Below are 20,542 nucleotides of genomic sequence, written 5' to 3' on the forward strand. Positions count from 1 at the left end.
GAGTGACACCGCCGTGTTCGCCGTCATCCAGCGGAGCGCCGCCACTCCCGGCGCGGGGTTGCTGTCCGTGGCCGGGCACCCGCTCGTCACCCGCCAGTTGCAGTGGCTGCGCGAAGCGGGCTTCGAGAAGGTGGCCATCGACATCGGCTCCGACGCCCGGGACGAGGCGCTGCGGCACGTCGTCTCCCAGCAGGAGGCGCTGGCCCGGAACGTGGTGTTCGTCCCCACGCCCTCGTTGCTCCAGCCGGGCGTCATCGCGGACTCGGCGGGCTTTCCCGCCGAGGCGCCCTTCCTGGTGCTGCCGGACGCCGTCCTCGGCAACTCCGACCTGGCGGCCTTCTACCGCCGGGCGCCGGACCGGGGCGTGCGCGTGGGCCGCCTGGCGCCCCCTCCCGCCGTGGAGCCCTTCACGCCGGCCGAGGTGCACCTGTTCACCGCGACCACCGGTCCCGTGGAGTTGGAGGACCTGCCCGGGTGGGGCACGCGCATCGAGACGCCCGGCGCGGCGCTGCGGCTCGCGTGCAAGGCGTTGCTGGGGCGGCTGCCGCAACCGGAGGGGACCTCCTCCCTGCTCATCCACGCGGCCGAGCGGGAGCCGGGCGTCTGGGTGGCGCGCGGCGCCCGGCTCCAGCCCGGCGCGGAGGTGTCCGCGCCGGTGCTCATCGGTCCTGGCGCGCTGGTGTCCAGCGGGGCGCGCGTCGGGCCGGGCGCTCTCATCGGACCGCGCTCCATCATCGAGCGCGGCGCGACCATCGTGAACGCGGTGGTGGAGGCGGAGACCGTGGTGGGCGAGGGCCTGGAGGTTCGCGGCGCCATCGCCGCCCCGGACGGGCTGGCTCCGCTGGATGGCGCCGGCCCCCTGCTCCCGCTGGGAGACCCCTTGTTGCTGGCGCAGCGGTGGTTGCTCGCCCAGAGAATGCTGCGCCTGCTGGGGCTCATCCCATGACGGAAGCCGCCTCAGGAGTGCGGCCGGCTGGAGACCTGGGGGAGCCGCTCCTCGGGCCTGGGCTCGGACGGGATGCGCAGCTCGGCGAGCCTGCGGTAGAGCGTGGCCCGGCCCAGCCCCAGCAGCTTGGCCGCCTGGGTGACGCTGCCGTTCGTCACCGTCAGGGCCTTGATGATCTCCCGGCGCTCCAGCTCGCGCAGCGGCACCACCGCGTCAGGCGGATGGGACGGGCCGGCGGAGACGGCGCTCATGGACGCGGGAGCGACGGGGATGGGCGGCAGCACCAGGACGCGCAGCTCCGGCGGCAGGTCCGCGAGCTCGATGTGCGTGCCGTCACAGGACAGGACCGCGCGCTGGACGACGTTCTGCAGCTCACGCACGTTGCCGGGCCAGCGGTGGCCCAGGAGCGCCTCGCGCACCTCGTCCGTCAACCGGAGCGCCGAGCCGCCGAACTTCTCCAGGAAGTGGTCGACGAGCAACAGGATGTCCGTGGCCCGCTCCCGCAGGGGAGGCACCTGCACCGGGTACACGGTGAGCCGGTAGTACAGGTCCTCGCGGAAGCGCCCCGCCTTCACATCCGCCATCAGGTCCCGGTGGGTGGCGGCGATGATGCGCACGTCCACGCGCACCTCCGTGGTGCTGCCCACCCGGCGCAGCACCCGCTCCTGCAGGATGCGCAGCAGGCGCACCTGGACGGCGGGGCTCATCTCCCCCACCTCGTCCAGGAACAAGGTCCCGCCCTGCGCCTGCTCGAAACAGCCGCGGTGCGTGGACAGCGCGCCCGTGAAGGCGCCGCGCTCGTGCCCGAAGAGCTCCGACTCCAGGAGTGACTCGGAGAAGGACGCGCAGTTGACGGCCACGAAGGGCCCCCGGGCCCGCAGGCCCTGCTCGTGGATGGCATGCGCCACCAGCTCCTTCCCCGTCCCCGTCTCGCCCAGGATGCACACCGGCACCTCGGACTGGAGGATGCGATCCAACTGCCGCGCCAGCGCCCGGATGGGGGCGCTGCGCCCCACGAGACCGCCAATGAAGGGCCCCTCACCGCCCTCCTTGGAGCGCCGCGGTACCAGCCCTCGCATGCGGCGGGCCTTCGCTGCGTTCTGCAGCGTCAACTCGAGCCGGGCCGCGGCCACGGACTTGTCGAGGAAGGCGAAGGCCCCCAGCCGGGTGGCCTCCACCGCGGTGTCGAGCAGCAGTTTGCGCGTGAGGACAATGACGGGGAGTGTGGCGTCGCGCGCACGCAAATGCCGGAGCACGTCCATGCCCGCCATGTCATCGAGATCCAGCTCCAGGCAGACCGCCATCCACTCCGCGCTGTCCGCCTCCAGTGCCTCACATCCCATGGAGTATTCGCGCGCCGCGTAGCCCGCGTCCTCGACCCAGGCTCTCAGGCTGCGCCTGGCGAGGTCATCCCTATCAATTATCACCACAGGGGACTTCCGGTTGAAATCCACGGCGTTCACGGTAGCGGGTCTCCTGATGCGTGGCGATGCGCGAGCGGCACATCCAACACGACTGTTTGCACACGCCATTCCTGCACGCTGAGACGCCTGTCTCTCCATTTCCGTCAACGTCTCCGTGACGCACGTCAATTCCTGACACTCTTCGGGCTTGAAATATCTCGGCATTCTCAGTCTGAGACATCCCAATCCGAGACATCTCAATCTGAGACAACGAAGCGCTTCCAAGCCCGCGCATGGCGATACCAGGCGTCCGTGAGCAGTGGTTTCCGCATTGCAAGCGGAAGCACCCCATGCTCTTGCTTACCCAATCAGCACATGCCTGCCTGGAGCCGCTGCGCTTCCTGCGCTCGGACGGGGCTCGCGTCGTGGACGCCGTGCGGGCCCGCGGCGCGCGCTTCCCCACGGCTTCGGCGCTGGCGGATCCGTCCTTGTGGGCCATGGGCCTGCTGCGGTTGAGCGCCTCGCTGCGCAGGGCCCTGGGCTCGTCGCTGGGCCTGTCCACGGTGCTGCGCCTGGGCTTCCACATCGATGTCTGGACGGATGACATCGGCCCCGGGCTCAGGCTGCCGCACCCCTTCAACATCGTCATCGGTGACGGGGTGGAGATTGGCCCCGGATGCACCATCCTCCACGGCGTCACCGTCCAGCGGGGAATGGGCACGCGCATTGGCCGGGGGACGGTGCTGGCCAACGGGACGACGGTGCTCGCCGGCTCGACGGTGGGCGACGGATGCCTGGTGGGCGCGGCCAGCGTGGTGCGCGGGAGCATCCCGGCGGCCTCCGTGGCGGTGGGAGCGCCCGCACGGGTGGTGCGGATGTCCCGGCCCGGGGAGGCGGCGCCATGAGGCTCGCCGTCGCGTTGGGGGGGACGGACTGGGGGCGCTCGGGCATCGGCACGTACGTGCGCGCCGTGGTGCCGCGCCTGGCGCGCGGTCTGGCGAAGACGGGAGGCCGTCTGGTGGCGCTCGGCACGGCCAGGGACTTCGCGGCCTATGCCAGCGAGTTGGGGGAGGCGGACCGCGCCGCCATCCTGGACGTGGTCGACCGGCCGGCGTTGGGCGCGTCGTGGTACCTCGCCCGCTCCGGTGCGCACGCGCGCGCGGCCGGCGCGGACGTGCTGCTGCTTCCCGCCGCCAACCGCCGCGTGGCGCTGCGCCCGTGCCTGCCCACCGTGGGAGTGGTGCATGACCTTGCCCAGTTCACCGTGCCGGACAAGTACGACCGGCTTCGCACCGCGTACGTGCGATGGCTGCTGCCCAAGGCGTTGAGGTCCTTCGCGGCGCTCACCGCCGTCAGTCACGCCACGCGCAGGGACATGGCGAGCTTCCTCTCGTGCGCGCCCGAGCGGATCCACGTCATCCCCAACGGCGTGGACGCGGACCGCTTCGCGCTCGGGGATGACGGCCGCTCCAGCGCGGCGCGCGAGCGCCTGGGGCTGACGGCGCCGTACCTGCTGTACCTGTCGCGGCTGGAGCACCCCGGGAAGAACCACCTGCGGCTCCTGCGGGCCTTCGCCGCGTCCTCGGCGCGGCACAGCCACGCCCTGGTGCTGGCCGGCGCGGACTGGGGCGCCGGGGCGCTCATCCGGGAGGAGGTCCAGCGCCTGGGCCTCCAGGAGCGCGTGAAGGTGCTGGGCTACGTGGAGGACGACGCCATCCCGGCGCTGGTGGCAGGGGCGCGGGCCGTCATCGCGGTGGGGCTGTGCGAGGGCTTCGGCCTGCCCGCGCTGGAGGCCATCGCCGCGGGCAAGCCTGTGCTGGCGGCCCGCGCGGGCGCACTGCCCGAGGTGGTGGGCGAGCTGGGAGTGCTGTGCGACCCGCTCGACGAGCAGGACATGGCGGCGGCGCTGACGAGGGTGGTGGGTGACGAGCCGCTGGCCGCGCGCGTGCGTCGCGAGGGCCCCGGGTACGCCCGGCAGCGCAGTTGGGACCGCGCGTGCGACGACTTGCTGGCCCTGTGCCGCTCGGTGGGAGGGGCACGATGAAGACGCCCCTGCCCCGTGCCCAGCTGCGCGACGTCCTGCGCGGGCGGGCCCCCCTGGTTGGCGCCCGCTTCAACGAGGCACTGCCACGCGGCTTCCTCTCGCCGGTGGAGGCGCGCTGGCTGCTGGGCGTGCCCTACGGAGACCTCCCCGGTGATGAGGCGCGCTACCTCGCGGTCCGCACGCCCGCGAGGGACCTGGGCGTGATGGTGCGCGCCTCGGTGGCGCGCGCCCTGGCGCCGCCAAGAGGCGCCGAGCCCAGGATGCGCCCGTGGATCGTCTCCGCGCAGGTGGACAACCTCACCATCGAGGAAGCGGTGGAGCGGATCTTCACGCCCGCGGAAGGGGGCCGGGCGAAGCTGGTGCCCTTCGTGCACCCGCATGCGCTGAACCTGGCGGCCCGAGACAAGGCGCTCTCGCGGATGCTGGAAGAGGCGGACCTCGTCCTGCCGGACGGCATCGGCATCCGGTTGGGCGCGGCGGTGCTCGGGGTGGCCATGCGCCACAACCTCAACGGCACGGACCTGCTCCCGGTGCTGTGCAGGGAAGCGAGGGCGCGCGGGTGGCCCATGGTGCTGGTGGGCTCCGCGCCCGGCGTGGCGGACGCCTGCGCGCAGAAGCTGCGGGAGGCCCATACTGGCCTCGCGCTGCCCATCGTCTCGCACGGCTTCCTTCCCGAAGCCGAGTCCCGCGCCCTGGCGGACTCCATCTCCCGGCTGGGGCGATGCCTGGTGCTGGTGGGGATGGGCAGCCCGATACAGGAGCTGTGGGCGCGCAAGTACCTCTCCGGGGCCGCGCACGCCGTCGTCCTCACGGTGGGCGGGCTGTTCGACTTCTACTCGGGCCGGATGCCGCGCGCGCCCATCGCCTGGCGCGAGATGGGCCTGGAGTGGCTCTACCGCCTCCTGCAGGAGCCCCGGCGGATGGCCCGCCGCTACCTCTTCGGCAACCTGCTCTTCATGCTCCGCATCCTCTTGCAGCGGCGGCGCTGAGCGCGGGGGCGGCCCTCCCCCGCCACCAGAGCAGGAGCGCCATGCCGGTTCCCAGCAGCGTGACCAGCGAACAACTGAGCGCGCTCTCCAGCGGGCCCCGCGCGGCGAGCGGCGCGAGGCCCCAGCCCGCGGCGAGGGCCACGAGCACCGCGGCTCCCGTTGGCGCCAGCGCCCGGAGCACGTCCTGGAAGCGCCACTGGAGCAGTGCGCCGAGCTTGCGCCACACCAGCACCGCGATGAGCGCGTTCCCGCAGACGGTGCCGCCAGCCACTGCCCAGACACCGGCGTACCCCACTCCGAGGACGGACACGGCGACGTTCAGCGCGTGGCCGAGCATCACGGGGTTGGCCACGTCCCACGGCGTCGCGCCGCCCACGGTCAGGGTCACGGACGCGGCCTCCTCGGAGGCCGCGATGATGGCGGCCACTCCCAGCAGGCCCACCGCGAGCGCGGTGACCCGCTCCTGCGCGAGTCCTCCCACCCAGGCCTCCAGCAGCGCGGTGCCGTCGAGGGCCAGCGCGATGACGCCGCTCGATACCAGCGCGCCCATCGCGGCCGTGCCCAGCCGTAGCGCATCCGCGCGGTGCTCGGGGTTGCCCAGCCGGTGGAGCAGCCATCCGCTCAGCAACTTCCCGGTGGAGAGGATCTGCTCCACGGCCCGGGATGCCACCTGGTACGCGCCCACCATGCTCAGGGAGGCAGCGGTGGTCAGGATGAAGACGTCCGCGCGCACGGCGGCGGCGACCCCGATGTTCATGGCCAGGGCCCCCGCCCCCTCCCGGAAGGCGTCGCGCACCCGGGCCCTGTCCGCGGGCCAGCCCGGCCGGAGATCCACCTTCGGGTCCACGCGCCTGGAGGCCACCACCAGGACGAAGAGCTCCGCGGCGGCCCCCGACAGTACCCCCATCGCCGGACCGAACAACGAGCGCGAGCTGCTCAGGAGCACCACGGTCAGCCCGACCTGGAGCGCGGCCGCGAGGGCTCGAGCCCAGGCGAGCGCCGTGAAGGCCCCGCGGATCAGCAGGAACGAGCGGAAGGGAGAAGAGAGCGAGCCCACCCACCCGGCGGCGAGCACCGGAAGCGCGGCGCGGGCGACGTCCGCGCGGAGCGCCTCGGTCGCGGACGGCAGATGGAGCAGGAACGCGTAGGCCCCCACGCCCAGGCAGGGACAGACGACGGTCACCACCAGGAGCGTGAGGCGGAGCATCTGCCGTGTGGCGTCGTCATCCGGCCGGGCCGCCGCGCGCTGCACGACGACGCCGAGGCCCAGGTCCGACAACCCGAGCAGGAAGCCCGTGGTGCCCAGGACGGTCCAGGCTCCGAGGCTCTCCGGGCCCAGCATGCGCACCACGAGCGCGACCGTCACCAGCCCTGCCGCGATCTGCGTGACATGCCGGGCGCACGTCGAGAGCAGATCCACCATCATCCTCAGGGGCGACCGCGCGGACGTCATCGCGCCCCCTGGTGCAGCATGCATGCCGCATCAGCGTGACTTCACGGCGCGCACGCCGGTGATGACCTCGTAGTGCGGATCATGCAGGTCCAGGTCCGCGGCCCGCAGGTCCTCCCGGGCCAGGCCATGCAGGGCCGCGACGGCGGCGCGGACGTTCCCGAAGGACTCCACCCGCACGTTGCCGGTGCCGAAGGACTCTTCGAAGAGCCGGTGGACGGACTGGGAGGTGAACCGCCAGCAGTCCGGCCAGCGCTCCATGGCGCCCCGGTCGACCTTGATGATGCCCGGCACCGTCACGAGCGCCACGCCGCCCGGTTCGAGGATGCGGTGCATCTGGCGCACGGCGGCGCGGACGTCGAAGACGTACTGCAGCACCTGGGTGAAGACGAGGCAGGTGAACGCGTCCTCCGGGATGCCGGGGGCCTGGGCGATGTCGCCCACGAAGGTGGCCTCCGGGTTTCCAGGCAGCGCGTGGAGGATGTCGGACCGGGTGACGCGGCTGGCGCCGAACCGCCGCGTGTACCGGGCGTCACCGACCTCCAGGACCCGGCCCTGGATGTCCGCCGCGTGCTTCGTGAGGAATCGCTCGATGTAGTAGCGATCGACGGGCTGGCCGCGATCATGTCCCCAGTGCTCGCTGATGGGCGTCGTGCGGCCCAGGCTGCCCCAACGCACCCATCCCCGGGAGACCCGCCGCGGCTGCTGGGACAGCCACCGGTACAGGCCCTCGGGCACCACGCCGCGGAGGAGTCTCTTCGCTTCCGTGGGATTCATTGGCGCCTCCTTCCCTTCAAGCCCGAGCCGGACGAGCGCAAGCGGAGAGCCAGTCCTTGCGCTGCCCCATCCTCGCGGTGGGGCTCAGGTGGACCTTCACGATCCTCCCCAGCAGCGCCAGGGTCCGAGGGAGCGGCTCCCGGGCCTTGTCCCGGTGCATCAGCAGACGCCGGGTGTCTCCGACCAGCTCCCGGAGGTTGACGGTCCAGTCCACGTTGACGGGGGTGATGGACTCGACGTCGAAGCCTGTCTTCTGGAGCAGCCGCCGCATCGTGGCCTCCGAGAAGAAATACAGGTGGCGGGGGACGTCGGTGACGCGACTCACCGGCATGAGCTCGCGGAACTTCGCCCCGTCCGCGTTGGGGACGAGCAGCTCCATCCGGCCGCCGGGCGCGAGCTTGCGGCACACCTCCCGCATCATCTGGGTGGGAGACGCCGCGTGTTCCAGCACGTGGGAGAGCCGGACCCGGTCGAAGTACCCGTCGGGTAGCTCGTGGAACTCCCGCACCGCGCGCAGGCCGTGGGCCCTGGCCGCCTCCACCGCTCGCGCGTCCGCGTCCAGGCCCCACGCCTCGTGTCCCTGGAGCTGCTGGTGGAAGAGCCACTCGCCGGAGCCACACCCGACATCGAGGACCTTCTCGGGCCGCTCGGCGCGCGCCTGCCCGTGCCGCGGTGGCCGGGTGTCATAGGGACGGAAGCTGTAATAGTCGTCCGTGTAGTAGTCCGTGGCGGCGATCACCCGGCGCGTGTCGGTGAAGATGCAATCGCACCCCTGGCACTGCCGCAGCTCATACGGATGGCCATCCGCGCGCTGTACGACGTTGTAACTGATACCCAGCAACTGGGAGTCGGTGCCACCACAGAGGTCACAAGGCGTCATGGGCTTGCGGGTGGCCCAGGCAAGCACCATGCCGCCCTGGAAGCCGCCGCCCGGCTCCTGCTCTTCTGTTTACGAGACGCTTTTTCATCTCAACTTGAGACAGCCGAGACACGTTCGCGGCCCGGCTTCGTGCTCGTGGCGGCGGCGCGGTTCCTGCTCTCCCGGCCCGTCATGAATCATTTCCAGGACGGCACGGAGAGTACGGCGAAGGTGCGGGTCCTCTTCGTTGCCTGGTTTCTGCGCGAGGACCGGCGGTGGCTGGGCGAGTTCCTCCCGCCCGAGCGCTTCGAGTGCTCCTACGTGGGCCTGGAGGAGCGTGTCGACTCGACCCGGAAGCGCACGCCCGGCAAGAAGTGGTGGCAGCTCTTCCGCCTGGCGCTGAAGGCCCGGCGCCAGCTGGCCCGGCATCCACCGCATCTCATCGTCACGGCGTTCCCCCAGGTGGCCTTCACCGTGGGGCTCGTGAACCTGCTGACCTTCGTGCGCACCCCGCACGTCGTCTGGTACTTCAACTGCGGCCATGAGTACCGGGGGCCGCGCAGGTGGTTGTCGCGGCTCGCGTACCGGGGCATTGACCGGTGCCTCGTCTACACGCGGCACGAGCGCTCGGTGTATGCGCGCGTCTTCGCCCTGCCGAAGTCCCGCTTCCAGTTCACGCACCTGACCGGCGCGGAGCTGAAGGCGGAGGACTTCCGTGGGGCGCGCGCGGACTTCGGGCTGGCGCCGCGCTACATCGCCGCGCTGGGCTCGTCGGGCCGCGATTACGCCACCCTCCTGCGGGCCGTGGAGGGGCTGTCCATGCAGCTCGTCATCGTCGCGCACCCCCATGCGCTCCCGCCCGGGCCCGTGCCTGCGAACGTCAAGGTCCTCACCAGCATCCCCCAGCAGGACTACCTGCGGATCATCGCGGAGGCGGAGTTGGTGGCCATCCCCGTCAACAACCGGGAGACGGCGAGCGGCCAGATGACCCTGATCCAGGCCATGGCGCTGGGAGTCCCCGTGGTGGCCACGCGGTGCATCGGGACCGAGGACTACATCCGCCACGGAGAGAATGGCTGGTTCGTCGAGATGGGGGACGTGGACGAATGGCGGCGCACCCTGCGCTCCATCCTGGACGCCCCCGAGGAGCGGCAACGGCTGTCCACCGAGGCCCTGCGCTTCGCCCGGGAGCGATTCACGGATCGGACCGGCGCCCGCGTGCTGACGGCGCTCGCCGGGGAGCTGTGCCCTCGCGGACCGCGATGAGCGACTTGGTCAACGGCCCGAGGCGCTCGCGCAGGATGGAGGCTTCGGGAAACAGGGCGGACAGCGTCCTGGCGTCGAGGAGCCGGAACTCCTCGACCTTGGACATCGCGTCATCGATGTCCGGTGAGCGCACGAGGTGCCCCAGGCCGGTGCGCACCAGCAGCGCCGCCTGCATGGGGACAGGCAGCCAGTGAAACCCTGGCGCCATGAGGTGCGGCTCGATGGGGAACCAGAAGTTCGGCGTCTGGATGAAGAGCGCGGGCGCCAACCGCCGGGCCTCACGCGCGAACTGCTTCATCCGGGCCCATGAGCCCAGGTGTTCGATCATCGAGTTGGAATGAACGATGTCGAATTGATGGTCGGCGAAGCGTGACAGGTCGCAAGCATCGGCTCCGACCCACGAGAACCCCGGTCCCAGTTCCGGGGCCGGGCCGCCCGGCAGGTTGATGAGGGTGATGGCGGCGCGATGCTCACGCAGGAACCCGGGCGGGAGGATGTTCCAGTAGACATGGGTGCCGCCGACATCGACGATGTCGACGCGGCCGCGCCGACGGTGGACCGCTTCGATCATCGCGAGCAGAGGCGCCAACCGGCGCCGCCGCAACAGGCTGCTGACGCCGTGTGAAATCCGTTGCTGGGTGGATCCGCTGGACATGCCCATGGTGGGTTGCTGCTCCTTTGGAGGTGGACGCCAGGAACAAGAACCGTGCCGCAGCGGAAGCGCAGTGCCCGGGTCCCAATTGAATCATCATTGTTCACGTATTCAATGAAACGCAGGCCTGTCTCGTTTCCAATCGCGACCATCCAGAGCGAGGACGGCCTGAGCCACATGCCTGTCGTTGGGTCTACGAGGCGGGGTCGCAATTACTCCCTCTGGTTCACGCCTCCACCGGTGCTTGCCTTCTGCATCAAAAGCAGAGGCCCTGTTGCCTGTCCGACACATTCCAGGCTCTAAAGCGCCTCATGCACAAAGCCAGACTCTCCCTTCTCCTGCTCAGCGCGTTCGCGCTGGGCAGCTTGAGTTGCAACTCAAAGCCCGCGAGTCCCGCGCCGGCCGCCAGCGCGAAGTCCCGGGCGGCCCTCACCACGGGATGGCAGGAGACAGGCTCGATGAGCCTGGCTCGCAGGTTCCCGACGGCCACGGCGCTCGACTCCGGCAAGGTGCTCGTCGTGGGCGGCTGGGACCGCGATTTCCACGCCTCGGCGGAGCTCTATGACCCGAGTACGGGCACGTGGCTCTCCACGGGCGCCATGCCCCTGGGACGCGAGGGACACACCGCCACCCTGCTCTCCTCTGGCGACGTGCTTGTCGTCGGCGGGGAGATTCAAGCCACGCCGGGCTACACCGCCTCCGCGCTGTTGTATTCGCCGCAGACGGGCCTCTGGACGCAGGCGGGCGCTGCCTCCATGGCTCGCGCCTACAGCACGGCGACGCGGCTGCTTTCCGGCAAGGTGCTCGTCGTCGGTGGCGGCGACAACACTGGCTCTTTTGCCCGGGTGGATGTGTATGACCCCGTAGGGGGCTGGTCCGTTCTGCCCTCCGCGACGAACGACGAGCGCAGGCGGCATACGGCGACGCTGCTTCCCTCTGGGAAGGTCCTCGTCGTCGGCGGGCGGGGCTGGCGCATCTTCGAGACGGTGGAGGTTTACGACCCGAGCCATCCCCAAGAGGGCTGGACCTTTGTCGCCCCCATGGCCACGCCCCGCTACGACCACACGGCGACGCTGCTGCCCTCCGGCAAGGTGCTCGTCGCGGGCGGCAGGGATGCAACAGGCCCGCTCAACACGTCCGAAGTCTATGACCCGCTGACGAACAGCTGGACCGTCGCGCAGATGGCCACGCCCCGGACGCTTCACACGGCAACGCTGATGCCCTCCGGCAAGGTGCTCGTCGCGGGCGGCGAGACGTCCTCCCCGTTGGACACGACGGAGCTCTACGACCCGGAGACGAACACCTGGTCCGCCAGCATCACCCTGCGGACTCCGCGCAGGCTCCACGCGGCGGTCCTGCTGAGCGCCACCTCCAAGGTCCTCGTGCTGGGGGGTGAGCATGTGGTCGCGGGCCAGACCGCGCGGCTCAACACCGCGGAGCTGCTCGGCACCTGCGAGACGGTCACCTGCAACAGCGCGCCGAGCCAGTGTCACTCTTCGGCGGGCGTCTGCTCCAACGGCGGCACCTGTACCTACCCGCTTCAACCGGCGGGATTCAGCTGTAACGACGGCAATGCCTGCACGGGGAATGATGTCTGTAGCAGCACCGGCACCTGCTCCGGCACCGCCGTCGCCTGCGAGGCGCCTCCCGGTCAGTGCTACCAGAGCGCGGGCTCCTGCTCCGACGGTTCCTGCTCCTATGCCTACAAGGCGGCCGGGGCCCAGTGCGATGACGGGGATGCGTGCACGCTGGGCGAGACGTGCAACGGGGCCGGAGGCTGCGCGGGCACGCCGGTGAGCTGCACCACTCCTCCCGGACAGTGCTACCAGGCGGCGGGCACCTGCAACGGTGGGGCATGCACCTATGCGCCGAAGGCCGCGGGTGCCTCCTGCGATGATGGCAACGCGGGCACCATCAACGACGTGTGCAACGGAGCGGGGGCATGCGCGGGAGTCCCGGCATGCACGACGCCGCCGAGCGCGTGCCATGACGCCCCAGGCACGTACGCCAATGGGGCCTGCACCTACCCGGTGAAGGCGGCTGGGACGGCATGCGGCGCCGGACAGGTCTGCAACCCGGCGGGCCAGTGTCTGAACGGGTGCTGGATTGGAGGGGCGTACTACGCGGCGGGAGCCACCCATCCGACCGTGGCATGCCAGGAGTGCAACCCGGGCGTCACGACGAGCGGTTGGAGCAACAAGGCCGTGGGCAGCACGTGCGCTGCCCCCACGAATGGAAATTGGGGGAGCTGCAATGGATTCAGTGACACGTGCGATGAGACGGGGAGCCAGTCGCGCACGGTGACGGCGTATGCCTGCACCAGCAGTGGGACGTGCGGCTCCTCCACCAGCACGGAGTCTCAGGCGTGCACACGCAGCACGGGCGGCACGGCTTGCGGCACGAGCTATGGGGGTTGGGGAAACTGCGGAGGCTTTGATGACTTCTGCGACACGACGGGGACGCAGTCGAGGACGGTGACGGCGTCGACGTGTGGCACCGGGACATGCAACGCGTCGAGCACCAGCACGGAGACGCAGGCATGTACGCGAGCGGCGCCCAACACGAGCTGCGCGGCGCCCAGCTACGGGGCGTGGGGCGCGTGCAGCTTCAGCGATGCCTGCGCGCAGACGGGGACGCAGTCGCGGACGGTAACGACCTCCAGCTACAGCTGCGCGACCGGGCAGTGCGTGGCGTCCACGAGCACCGAGACCCAGTCCTGCACGCGCAACACGGACGGCAACACCTGCGGCACCCCCAGCTACGGAGGCTGGGGCACTTGCAGTGGCTACAGCGGCACCTGCGACGAGACGGGGACGCAGTCACGTTCGGTGACCTCGTATAGCTGCTCCAGCGGGACGTGCCGTTCCTCCACCGGCACGGAGTCGCAGACGTGTACCCGTAACAGGGACGGAGTGTCTTGCGGTACGAGCACCGGGACATGGGGAAGCTGCGGAGGCTTCAGCGACTTCTGCGACGCGTCGGGGTCCCAGTCGAGGACCGTGACGGATTACGAGTGCGGCGGTGGTTCGTGCGACGTCGCGAGCAGCGACACGCAGACGCAGACGTGTACGCGGACGCCTCCCGGTCCTCGGCCCTGCCCCCCGAGCTATGGGGGTTGGAGTTCCTGTAGCGGGTTCAGCGATGCATGTGACGCGACAGGCACGCAGTCTCGCCAGGTGACGCAATACACCTACGACTGCGCGACAGGACAGTGCACGCCCATCTCCAACAGCGCGGAGACGCAGACGTGTACGCGGACGCCTCCCGGTCCTCAAACGTGCCAGCCGCCAAGCTACGGCGCGTGGGGCGCGTGCACCCGCGCCACCCCCTGCGGGCAGGGGTTCCAGGAAAGGACGGTGACGACCTACAGCTACAGCTGCGCAAGCGGGACGTGCGGGGTTGCGACCACGACCACGGAGACGCAGGACTGCTCGCTCCCCTCGTATCCTGGCTGGACGCTGTGCGGCACCACGTGCACGGTTCTCGATTACGACTCCGACAACTGTGGCTCCTGTGGAAATGCGTGCACTGGCCCCAAGTACAATATCTGTATGGAGGGGCGCTGCTGCTACTCGTCGACCAATTGCTTGTAGAGCCTCGCCCTGAATCATGACTTGAGGACAGGCGCAACTCTTGTCGCGGTCACTCGCCTTGCTTCCCCAATCCGTGGAAGCAGGGCGTTTTTTTGTCCGGCAGCGTCCGAGGAGGAGCGCGGCTGCGCCTACCGGCCGCCCTGAATGGCGAAAGTCTCGCCAGGGCGCGGGAGCGTCAAAATGCGTTGGCACTGTTGCCCGCTGGACACTTTTCAGGCTCTAAGACGCGCCCCATGCACAAAGCCAGACTCTCCCTTTTCCTGCTCAGCGCGCTCGCGCTGGGTAGTTTGAGTTGCAACTCAAAACCAGCGAGTCCCGCGCCAGCCGCTACCGCGAAGTCTCGGGCGACCCTCACCACGGGATGGCAGGAGACAGGCTCGATGAGCTTGTCCCGCAGGTTCCCGACGGCCACCGTGCTCGACTCCGGCAAGGTGCTCGTCGTGGGCGGCTGGGCCAACGAATTCCAAGCCTCCGCGGAGCTCTATGACCCGAGCCCGGGCACATGGCTCGCCACGGGTGGCATGCCCTTCGGGCGCGAGGGGCATACCGCGACCCTGCTGTCCTCAGGTGAGGTGCTCGTCGTCGGAGGCGAGATTCAAGCGGGTTCGGGTTACACCGCCTCCGCGCTGCTGTATTCGCCGCAGTCAGGCCTCTGGACGCAGGCGGGCGCTACCTCCATGGCCCGCGCCTACAGCACGGCGACGCGGCTGCCCTCCGGCAAGGTGCTCGTCGTCGGTGGCGGCGATAACAGTGGCTCTTTTGCCCGGGTGGATGTGTATGACCCGGCGGGAGGCTGGTCTCCCCTGCCCTCCGCGTTGAATGATGAGCGCAGGCGCCATACCGCGACGCTGCTGCCCTCCGGGAAGCTCCTCGTCGTCGGCGGCCGGGGCTGGCGCATCTTCGAGACGGCGGAGGTGTATGACCCGAGCCATCCCCAAGCGGGCTGGACTCCGGTCGCCCCCATGGCCACGCCTCGCTATGACCACACGGCGACGCTGCTGCCCTCCGGCAAGGTGCTCATCGCAGGCGGCAGGAATGCAACGGGCCCTCTCAACACGTCCGAAGTCTACGACCCGGCCACGAACAACTGGACCGTCGCGCAGATGGCCACGCCTCGGACGCTCCACACCGCGACGCTGATGCCTTCCGGCAAGGTGCTCGTCGCGGGCGGCGAGACGGCCTCCCCTCTGGATACGACAGAACTCTACGACCCGGAGACGAACTCCTGGTCCGCCAGCGTCCCACTGCGGGCTCCCCGCCGGCTCCATGCGGCGGTCCTGCTGAGCGCCACCTCCAAGGTCCTCGTCCTGGGCGGGGAGAGCGTCGTCGCGGGCCAGACCGTGAAGCTCAACACCGCGGAGCTGCTCGGCACCTGTGAGACCGTCACCTGCAACACCGCGCCGAGCCAGTGTCACTCTTCGGCGGGCGTCTGCTTCAACGGTGGAACCTGTACCTACCCGCTGCTACCGGCGGGCGTCAGCTGTAACGACGGCAACGCCTGCACGGGCAATGATGTCTGTAGCAGCACGGGCACCTGCTCTGGCACCGCCATCGCCTGCGAGGCTCCTCCCGGTCAGTGCTACCAGAGCGCGGGTTCCTGCTCCGACGGTTCCTGCTCCTATGCCTACAAGGCGGCCGGGGCCCAGTGCGATGACGGAGACGCGTGCACGCTGGGTGAGACCTGCAACGGGGCTGGAGGATGCGCGGGCACGCCGGTGAGTTGCACCACCCCGCCTGGCCAGTGCTACCAGTCGGCGGGCACCTGCAACGGCGGCACGTGCAGCTACGCGCCCAAGGCTGCGGGAACCCCCTGCAACGACGGTAACGCAGGGACCATCAACGACGTGTGCAACAGCGCGGGGACGTGCGCCGGGACGGCCTGCACCACCCCGCCCAACACCCAGTGCTACAACCCGACGGGGACGGAGTCCAACGGCACCTGCGTCTACACGCCCAAAGCGGCCGGGACTGCTTGCAACGACGGCGACGCGACCACCCGTGGCGACGTCTGCAACAGTGCAGGGACGTGCGCCGGGGCGGTGTGCAACACGCCGCCCGACACCCAGTGCTACAACCCGATCGGCACGGACTCCAACGGCACCTGCGTCTACACGCCCAAAGCCAACGGCACTGCCTGCAACGACGGCAATGCCTGCACCCAGAGCGACACTTGCCAGAGTGGAACCTGCTCCGGCTCCAGTCCGGTCGTCTGCACCGCCTCGGACCAGTGCCACACCGCCGGCACCTGCAATCCGAGCAATGGCACCTGCTCCAACCCCTTGAAGCCCTCCGGCAGCACCTGCAACGACGGCAACGCCAGCACCGTCGGCGACGTGTGCAGCAGCACCGGGACGTGCGCTGGGACGGCTTGCAACACTCCGCCCAACTCGCAGTGCTACAACCCGACGGGCACCGACTCCAACGGCACCTGCGTCTACTCTCCCAAGGCCGCTGGCACCGCCTGCAACGACGGCAACTCCACTACGCGGGGCGACGTCTGTAACAGCAGCGGGACGTGCGCAGGGACGGTGTGCAGCACCCCGCCCGACACCCAGTGCTACAACCCGATCGGCACGGACTCCAACGGCACCTGCGTCTACACGCCCAAGTCCAATGGCACTGCCTGCAACGACGGCAACGCCTGCACCCAGAGCGACACCTGCCAGAGCGGCGCCTGCACCGGCTCCAGCCCGGTCGTCTGCACCGCCTCGGACCAGTGCCACACCGCCGGCACCTGCAATCCGAGCAATGGCAGCTGCTCCAACCCGCTCAAGCCCGCCGGGAGCGCCTGCAGCGACGGCAACGCATGCACGACGGGAGATGTGTGCAACAGCGCCGGCACGTGCGGCGGCACAGCCATGAGCTGCTCCACCGCGAGCACGACCTACTGCAGCGGGAACACCGTCCGCAGGTCCACTGGCACCGGAACCTGCAGCGGCGGCTCCTGCAACTCCACCGACACCGTCGTCCAAACTTGTCAGACCGGCACCAGTGGCGCCTACTGCAGTGGCAACGGCGCCTACCAGACCGTCTACGGTGGATGCAGCAATGGCGCCTGCACCTCCAGCGAGCAGCTCATCCAGACGTGCTCCCCGTCGGACAGCTACTCCTGCAGCGGCAACACCGTCCGGCGGACCACCAGCGGCTTCTGCAGCGGCGGTGGCTGCTCTGGCAGCACCACCACCACCGTCACGACCTGCTCCCCCACGGACAGCTACTCCTGCAGCGGCAACACCGTCCGGAAGACCACCAGCGGCCTGTGCAGCGGCAGCGGCTGCTCCGGCTCCAGCACCGTCAACGTCACGACCTGCACCCCCACGGACAGCTACTCCTGCAACGGCAACACCGTGCAGAAGACCACCAGCGGTCTGTGCAGCGGCAGCGGCTGCTCTGGCTCCAGCACCGTCAACGTCACGACGTGCTCGCCCGTGGACAGCTACTCCTGCAGCGGCAACACCGTCCGGAGGACCACCAGCGGCCTGTGCAGCGGCAGCGGCTGCTCTGGCTCCAGCACCGTCAACGTCACGACGTGCTCGCCCGTGGACACCTACTCCTGCAACGGCAACACCGTGCAGAAGACCACCAGCGGCCTGTGCAGCGGCAGTGGCTGCTCCGGCTCCATCACCACCAACGTCCAGACCTGTGGCAGCGGACAGATGTGCAGCAACGGAGCGTGCGTCCAGGTCGCCTGCACCTCGGGGCTCACCATGTGCGACGGGGTTTGCACGGACCTGCAAACGGACTTCCACAACTGCGGCGGCTGCGGGAACGATTGCGCCGGCACTGGCTATCACTGGTGCGAATGGGGTAGCTGCGCGGGCATCTTGTAGAGGGAGTCCCACCGACCCGTCTTGATGCCAAGGCCCTCGCTGAACCCCTGCCGCTGAGCCGTATGGCAGGCGACCTCCTGGCGGACATGCATCGCCAGGAGGTCCATGCGACTGCCAGGGCCGCTCCCCCTTTCAGGGGACTGAGCCCCGGCAGACGGCGACTCAGCCCTTGCCGCCGTCCTTGAGGTTCAGCAACTGGACGGCTGCGTCGAGGGCGTCGCGGTCCTTGAGGTACTCCGCCTCCTGCTGGAGCTGCTTGTACTGGCTCGTGGTGACCTTGGGCAGGTCCCCATCGATGCGCTTCTGGTAGATGGGCTCCGTGGGGCGATCCTTGTGGAAGAAGGTCTGGTCCACGGACTCGGCGCGTTGGGTGCCGGGACGGACGTTGAAGCGCGTGTCCACGAGGATGTTCGGGTTGCCGGAGATGGCCTTGTCCGCGGGAATCATGGCCGTGTTGGCGCCGTGGGAGGCCGAGGCCAGGTTCTGCGGCGTTTGCGTCTGCTTGCCGCCCTCGCCATGGCCCATGCCGTGGAGGATTTCGTAGGGGGTGTCCCCGTCCGCGGTGCCGATCTTCTTCTGGTACTTCGTGGAGCTGGGCTCGCCCCCCGTCATGCCCCTGAAGACATTCGTGTGCTCGCCCTTGTCGCGGTCCGGCACCGAGGTGAGGACCTGCTGGGGCCCGAGCCCGCGGCGCTCGACGGGCCCTTCGAAGAAGAGGCCCTTCTTGTCCTTCGCCTGACTGCCGACGTGGGCCAGCAGGTTGAGCCCGTCCTCCGGCGTGTCCTGGGTGGTGCGCAGGGACGACATGTCGCCGGTGCGGGCGGAGTGGGTGTCCTGCAGGCCCACCGCGTTCTGCTGCTGGTACAGCTCGGCGGCCGAGGGGGGCTTCTCGCCCGTGGCCGCGGCCCGCCTCGGCCGCTTCGACGCGCCCGCGTCGAACGTATCCGCATCATCCCGGGGGCGCTTCGTCGAGGAGGAAGCAGAGGCCTGTGTCTGGGGCGGAAGCGACGGGCTGCGCGTCGGCGTCACGCCGCCCCCGGAGCCACTGGGACTGGGACTCCGGCTGGGGCTGGGGCTGGAGAAAGAAGGCGATCGCAGTCTGGGCATGAGGGACTCCATCAACAGGCGGGGAAGCGTTATGCGGACTGTGGCTGTCGTTGCCAACGCGATGCAAGCCTATCGCGGCCCAAGCGTCTTCAAATGACAAACATCCCTTCGCAATGGTTTCCATGCGCCACGGACCTACAGCAGGTGGCAGAGCCACACGCTGGGAATGGCGGCATGGAAGCCGGTCTTCTCGAAGGCGCGCCGCACCGCCGCGTGGCTCGCATCGCTACCGGACGGAGAGCTGGCCCTGTTCGAGGATCTCCACCAGCGCGTCGAACACCTCGGGTCCACGCTTGTGGAGCGCCAACAAGTCGACGGGGACCCGCCACTTGTCCAACTCGTTGATGAGCCAGCGAAATGCCTTCGCGTCCATGACGGCCACATTCCCTGTTCAAGCGGTGAAAACAAGCCTGCTCGCATCCCTGGGACGAACCGTAGAGTGACTGCATGACCTCTCCCTGCTCGTCCTTCCCGTGGTCCCCTGCCCTGCGTACCACCGCCGCGCTGGGCTTCCTGTCCCTGGCGGCTGGCTGTGGCCCCGAAGCCGAAAGCGCTCCGCCCGCCGTGGAGCAGGCCGCTCAGCCTCTCCTGGGGGCCACGCCCGCCGCCGCCGGTGAGTTCCCCTGGATGGTGTCCCTCCAGGACCTGGCCGGGAACCACCTGTGTGGCGGCACCATCATCAACACCCACTGGGTCCTCACTTCACGCCAGTGCGTGCTGGGGACCGGCACCGTGACGCCCCCGCATCCCAGCACCCTTCGTGTCGCGGCGGGCAGCAACAGTCTGGCATCGATGAGCAGCGTGGGTCAGGTGAGCACGCTGCTGGATATCATTCCGCTCATTGGCTCGTGGGATGTGACGCAGGGCAAGGACGCGGCGCTCCTGCGGTTGATGACCCCGCTGACGCTCGATGGCACCACGGTGGCGGCCCTGCCGGTGGCGACGGCGGCGGATGTCTCCGCGGGCTACACCGCCCCGGGGGTCATCGCCACGCTCGCGGGCTGGGGGCAGACGACCCCGGGCAGCGCAATCCCAGACGCTTTGCAGAAGATGAGCGTGCCGCTGATGTCCAACGCGGATGCCTCCCTGGCGCTGGGGCAAACCCTCACCTCCGACCAACTGGGGGCGGATGGTTCGGCGCAGGGTAACGCCTTCTGTACGGGGGACGTGGGGGGCCCGCTGGTGGTGGACGGCCCCTCCGGGAAGGAGCTGGTGGGTGTCGCCAGCTACAACTTGGGCTGCTCGGCGCCGAACATCTTCGAGCGGGCGGATTACCTCAAGGGGTTCATCGACTACATGACCCCGCGGCTGAACACCGCGCCGAGGGCGACGCTGCAACACGTGAACGCCCCTCAGGGCGGCTGGAAGCACTACTCCCTGACCCTGCCATCGGGCATCCCCGCGTTCACCGTGACGCTCGCGAAGGGCACCGGCAATGGCACGCTCTACGTGCGCTACAACGCAGCGCCCACGCTGACGAGTTACACCTGCCGCTCCGGCGCCACGGACAGCAACCTGGAATACTGCTCCCTCTTCTACCCAAGCCAGGGGACCTGGTACATCTCCGTGTATGGCGAGACGGCCGTCACCGAGGCCTCCATGCTCGGGCGCACGTTCTATTGATGG

At 69.6% G+C, this 20,542-nt stretch carries 15 protein-coding genes; 8 read left to right on the forward strand and 7 right to left on the reverse strand.

Annotated elements, in window-relative coordinates; all coding sequences use genetic code 11:
• The first annotated feature begins 13 nt into the window (after nt 1-13).
• A complete protein-coding gene (locus tag JYJ93_RS40835) occupies nt 14-946 on the forward strand; it encodes a hypothetical protein (RefSeq protein ID WP_206795217.1) in 933 nt (310 codons plus the stop codon).
• An 11-nt stretch (nt 947-957) separates the two neighbouring features.
• On the opposite strand, the gene JYJ93_RS24685 is transcribed toward JYJ93_RS40835, so the two are convergent.
• Nucleotides 958-2,409, reverse strand: coding sequence for a sigma-54 dependent transcriptional regulator (locus JYJ93_RS24685; RefSeq protein ID WP_206795219.1), 1,452 nt, complete (start codon nt 2,407-2,409; stop codon nt 958-960).
• 290 nt (nt 2,410-2,699) lie between these two features.
• On the opposite strand from JYJ93_RS24685, the gene JYJ93_RS24690 reads away from it, so the two are divergent.
• Genes JYJ93_RS24690 through JYJ93_RS24700 form a run of 3 tightly spaced genes read left to right on the forward strand, consistent with a single transcriptional unit; the run spans nt 2,700 to nt 5,382 of the window.
• Complete coding sequence (locus JYJ93_RS24690) at nt 2,700-3,254, forward strand: hypothetical protein (protein ID WP_206795221.1); 555 nt, start codon at nt 2,700-2,702, stop codon at nt 3,252-3,254.
• Nucleotides 3,251-4,393, forward strand: coding sequence for a glycosyltransferase family 1 protein (locus tag JYJ93_RS24695; protein ID WP_206795223.1), 1,143 nt, complete (start codon nt 3,251-3,253; stop codon nt 4,391-4,393). Before JYJ93_RS24690 ends, JYJ93_RS24695 begins: the two co-directional genes overlap by 4 nt.
• Complete coding sequence (locus JYJ93_RS24700) at nt 4,390-5,382, forward strand: WecB/TagA/CpsF family glycosyltransferase (protein ID WP_206795226.1); 993 nt, start codon at nt 4,390-4,392, stop codon at nt 5,380-5,382. The genes JYJ93_RS24695 and JYJ93_RS24700 overlap by 4 nt, the downstream gene beginning before the upstream one ends.
• Here the strand turns inward: JYJ93_RS24700 and JYJ93_RS24705 are convergent.
• The 3 genes from JYJ93_RS24705 to JYJ93_RS24715 are packed head-to-tail and all read right to left on the reverse strand — an operon-like array spanning nt 5,348 to nt 8,519.
• Nucleotides 5,348-6,835, reverse strand: a complete 1,488-nt coding sequence (locus JYJ93_RS24705; protein WP_206795228.1) for an oligosaccharide flippase family protein — start codon at nt 6,833-6,835, stop codon at nt 5,348-5,350. The genes JYJ93_RS24700 and JYJ93_RS24705 overlap by 35 nt on opposite strands.
• Before the next feature lie 30 nt (nt 6,836-6,865).
• Nucleotides 6,866-7,609 (reverse strand): methyltransferase domain-containing protein, encoded by a 744-nt coding sequence (locus tag JYJ93_RS24710; RefSeq protein WP_206795229.1) that lies wholly within the window; start codon nt 7,607-7,609, stop codon nt 6,866-6,868.
• A 16-nt stretch (nt 7,610-7,625) separates the two neighbouring features.
• Nucleotides 7,626-8,519 carry a class I SAM-dependent methyltransferase gene (locus JYJ93_RS24715; RefSeq protein ID WP_206795232.1) on the reverse strand — a complete coding sequence of 298 codons (894 nt, stop codon included), beginning with the start codon at nt 8,517-8,519 and terminating at the stop codon, nt 7,626-7,628.
• A gap of 141 nt (nt 8,520-8,660) precedes the next feature.
• Here JYJ93_RS24715 and JYJ93_RS24720 point away from each other — a divergent pair, with 141 nt between their 5' ends.
• Entirely contained in the window at nt 8,661-9,734 is a 1,074-nt protein-coding gene (locus tag JYJ93_RS24720) for a glycosyltransferase family 4 protein (protein WP_206795234.1), read from the forward strand.
• Here JYJ93_RS24720 and JYJ93_RS24725 read toward each other — a convergent pair.
• Complete coding sequence (locus JYJ93_RS24725) at nt 9,664-10,395, reverse strand: class I SAM-dependent methyltransferase (RefSeq protein ID WP_206795237.1); 732 nt, start codon at nt 10,393-10,395, stop codon at nt 9,664-9,666. The genes JYJ93_RS24720 and JYJ93_RS24725 overlap by 71 nt on opposite strands.
• Nucleotides 10,396-10,844: 449 nt before the next feature.
• On the opposite strand from JYJ93_RS24725, the gene JYJ93_RS24730 reads away from it, so the two are divergent.
• Together JYJ93_RS24730 and JYJ93_RS24735 are read left to right on the forward strand one after the other, a co-directional pair.
• A complete protein-coding gene (locus JYJ93_RS24730) occupies nt 10,845-13,979 on the forward strand; it encodes a kelch repeat-containing protein (RefSeq protein ID WP_206795239.1) in 3,135 nt (1,044 codons plus the stop codon).
• Nucleotides 13,980-14,359: 380 nt separating this feature from the next.
• Nucleotides 14,360-17,809: a kelch repeat-containing protein gene (locus tag JYJ93_RS24735; RefSeq protein WP_206795240.1), complete on the forward strand. Its 3,450-nt coding sequence runs from the start codon at nt 14,360-14,362 to the stop codon at nt 17,807-17,809.
• Nucleotides 17,810-17,971: 162 nt separating this feature from the next.
• Here the strand turns inward: JYJ93_RS24735 and JYJ93_RS24740 are convergent, their stop codons facing one another.
• Both JYJ93_RS24740 and JYJ93_RS24745 read right to left on the reverse strand, forming a co-directional pair.
• A complete protein-coding gene (locus tag JYJ93_RS24740) occupies nt 17,972-18,916 on the reverse strand; it encodes a hypothetical protein (RefSeq protein WP_206795242.1) in 945 nt (314 codons plus the stop codon).
• 226 nt (nt 18,917-19,142) lie between these two features.
• Nucleotides 19,143-19,289: a hypothetical protein gene (locus tag JYJ93_RS24745; protein ID WP_206795244.1), complete on the reverse strand. Its 147-nt coding sequence runs from the start codon at nt 19,287-19,289 to the stop codon at nt 19,143-19,145.
• A gap of 74 nt (nt 19,290-19,363) precedes the next feature.
• Between JYJ93_RS24745 and JYJ93_RS24750 the strand changes: the two genes are divergently transcribed.
• On the forward strand, nt 19,364-20,539 hold the full coding sequence (locus JYJ93_RS24750) for a trypsin-like serine protease (protein ID WP_206795246.1): 1,176 nt from the start codon (nt 19,364-19,366) through the stop codon (nt 20,537-20,539).
• The last annotated feature ends 3 nt before the right edge of the window (nt 20,540-20,542 follow it).

It is taken from the genome of Corallococcus sp. NCSPR001, assembly GCF_017309135.1.
Classification (GTDB): domain Bacteria; phylum Myxococcota; class Myxococcia; order Myxococcales; family Myxococcaceae; genus Corallococcus.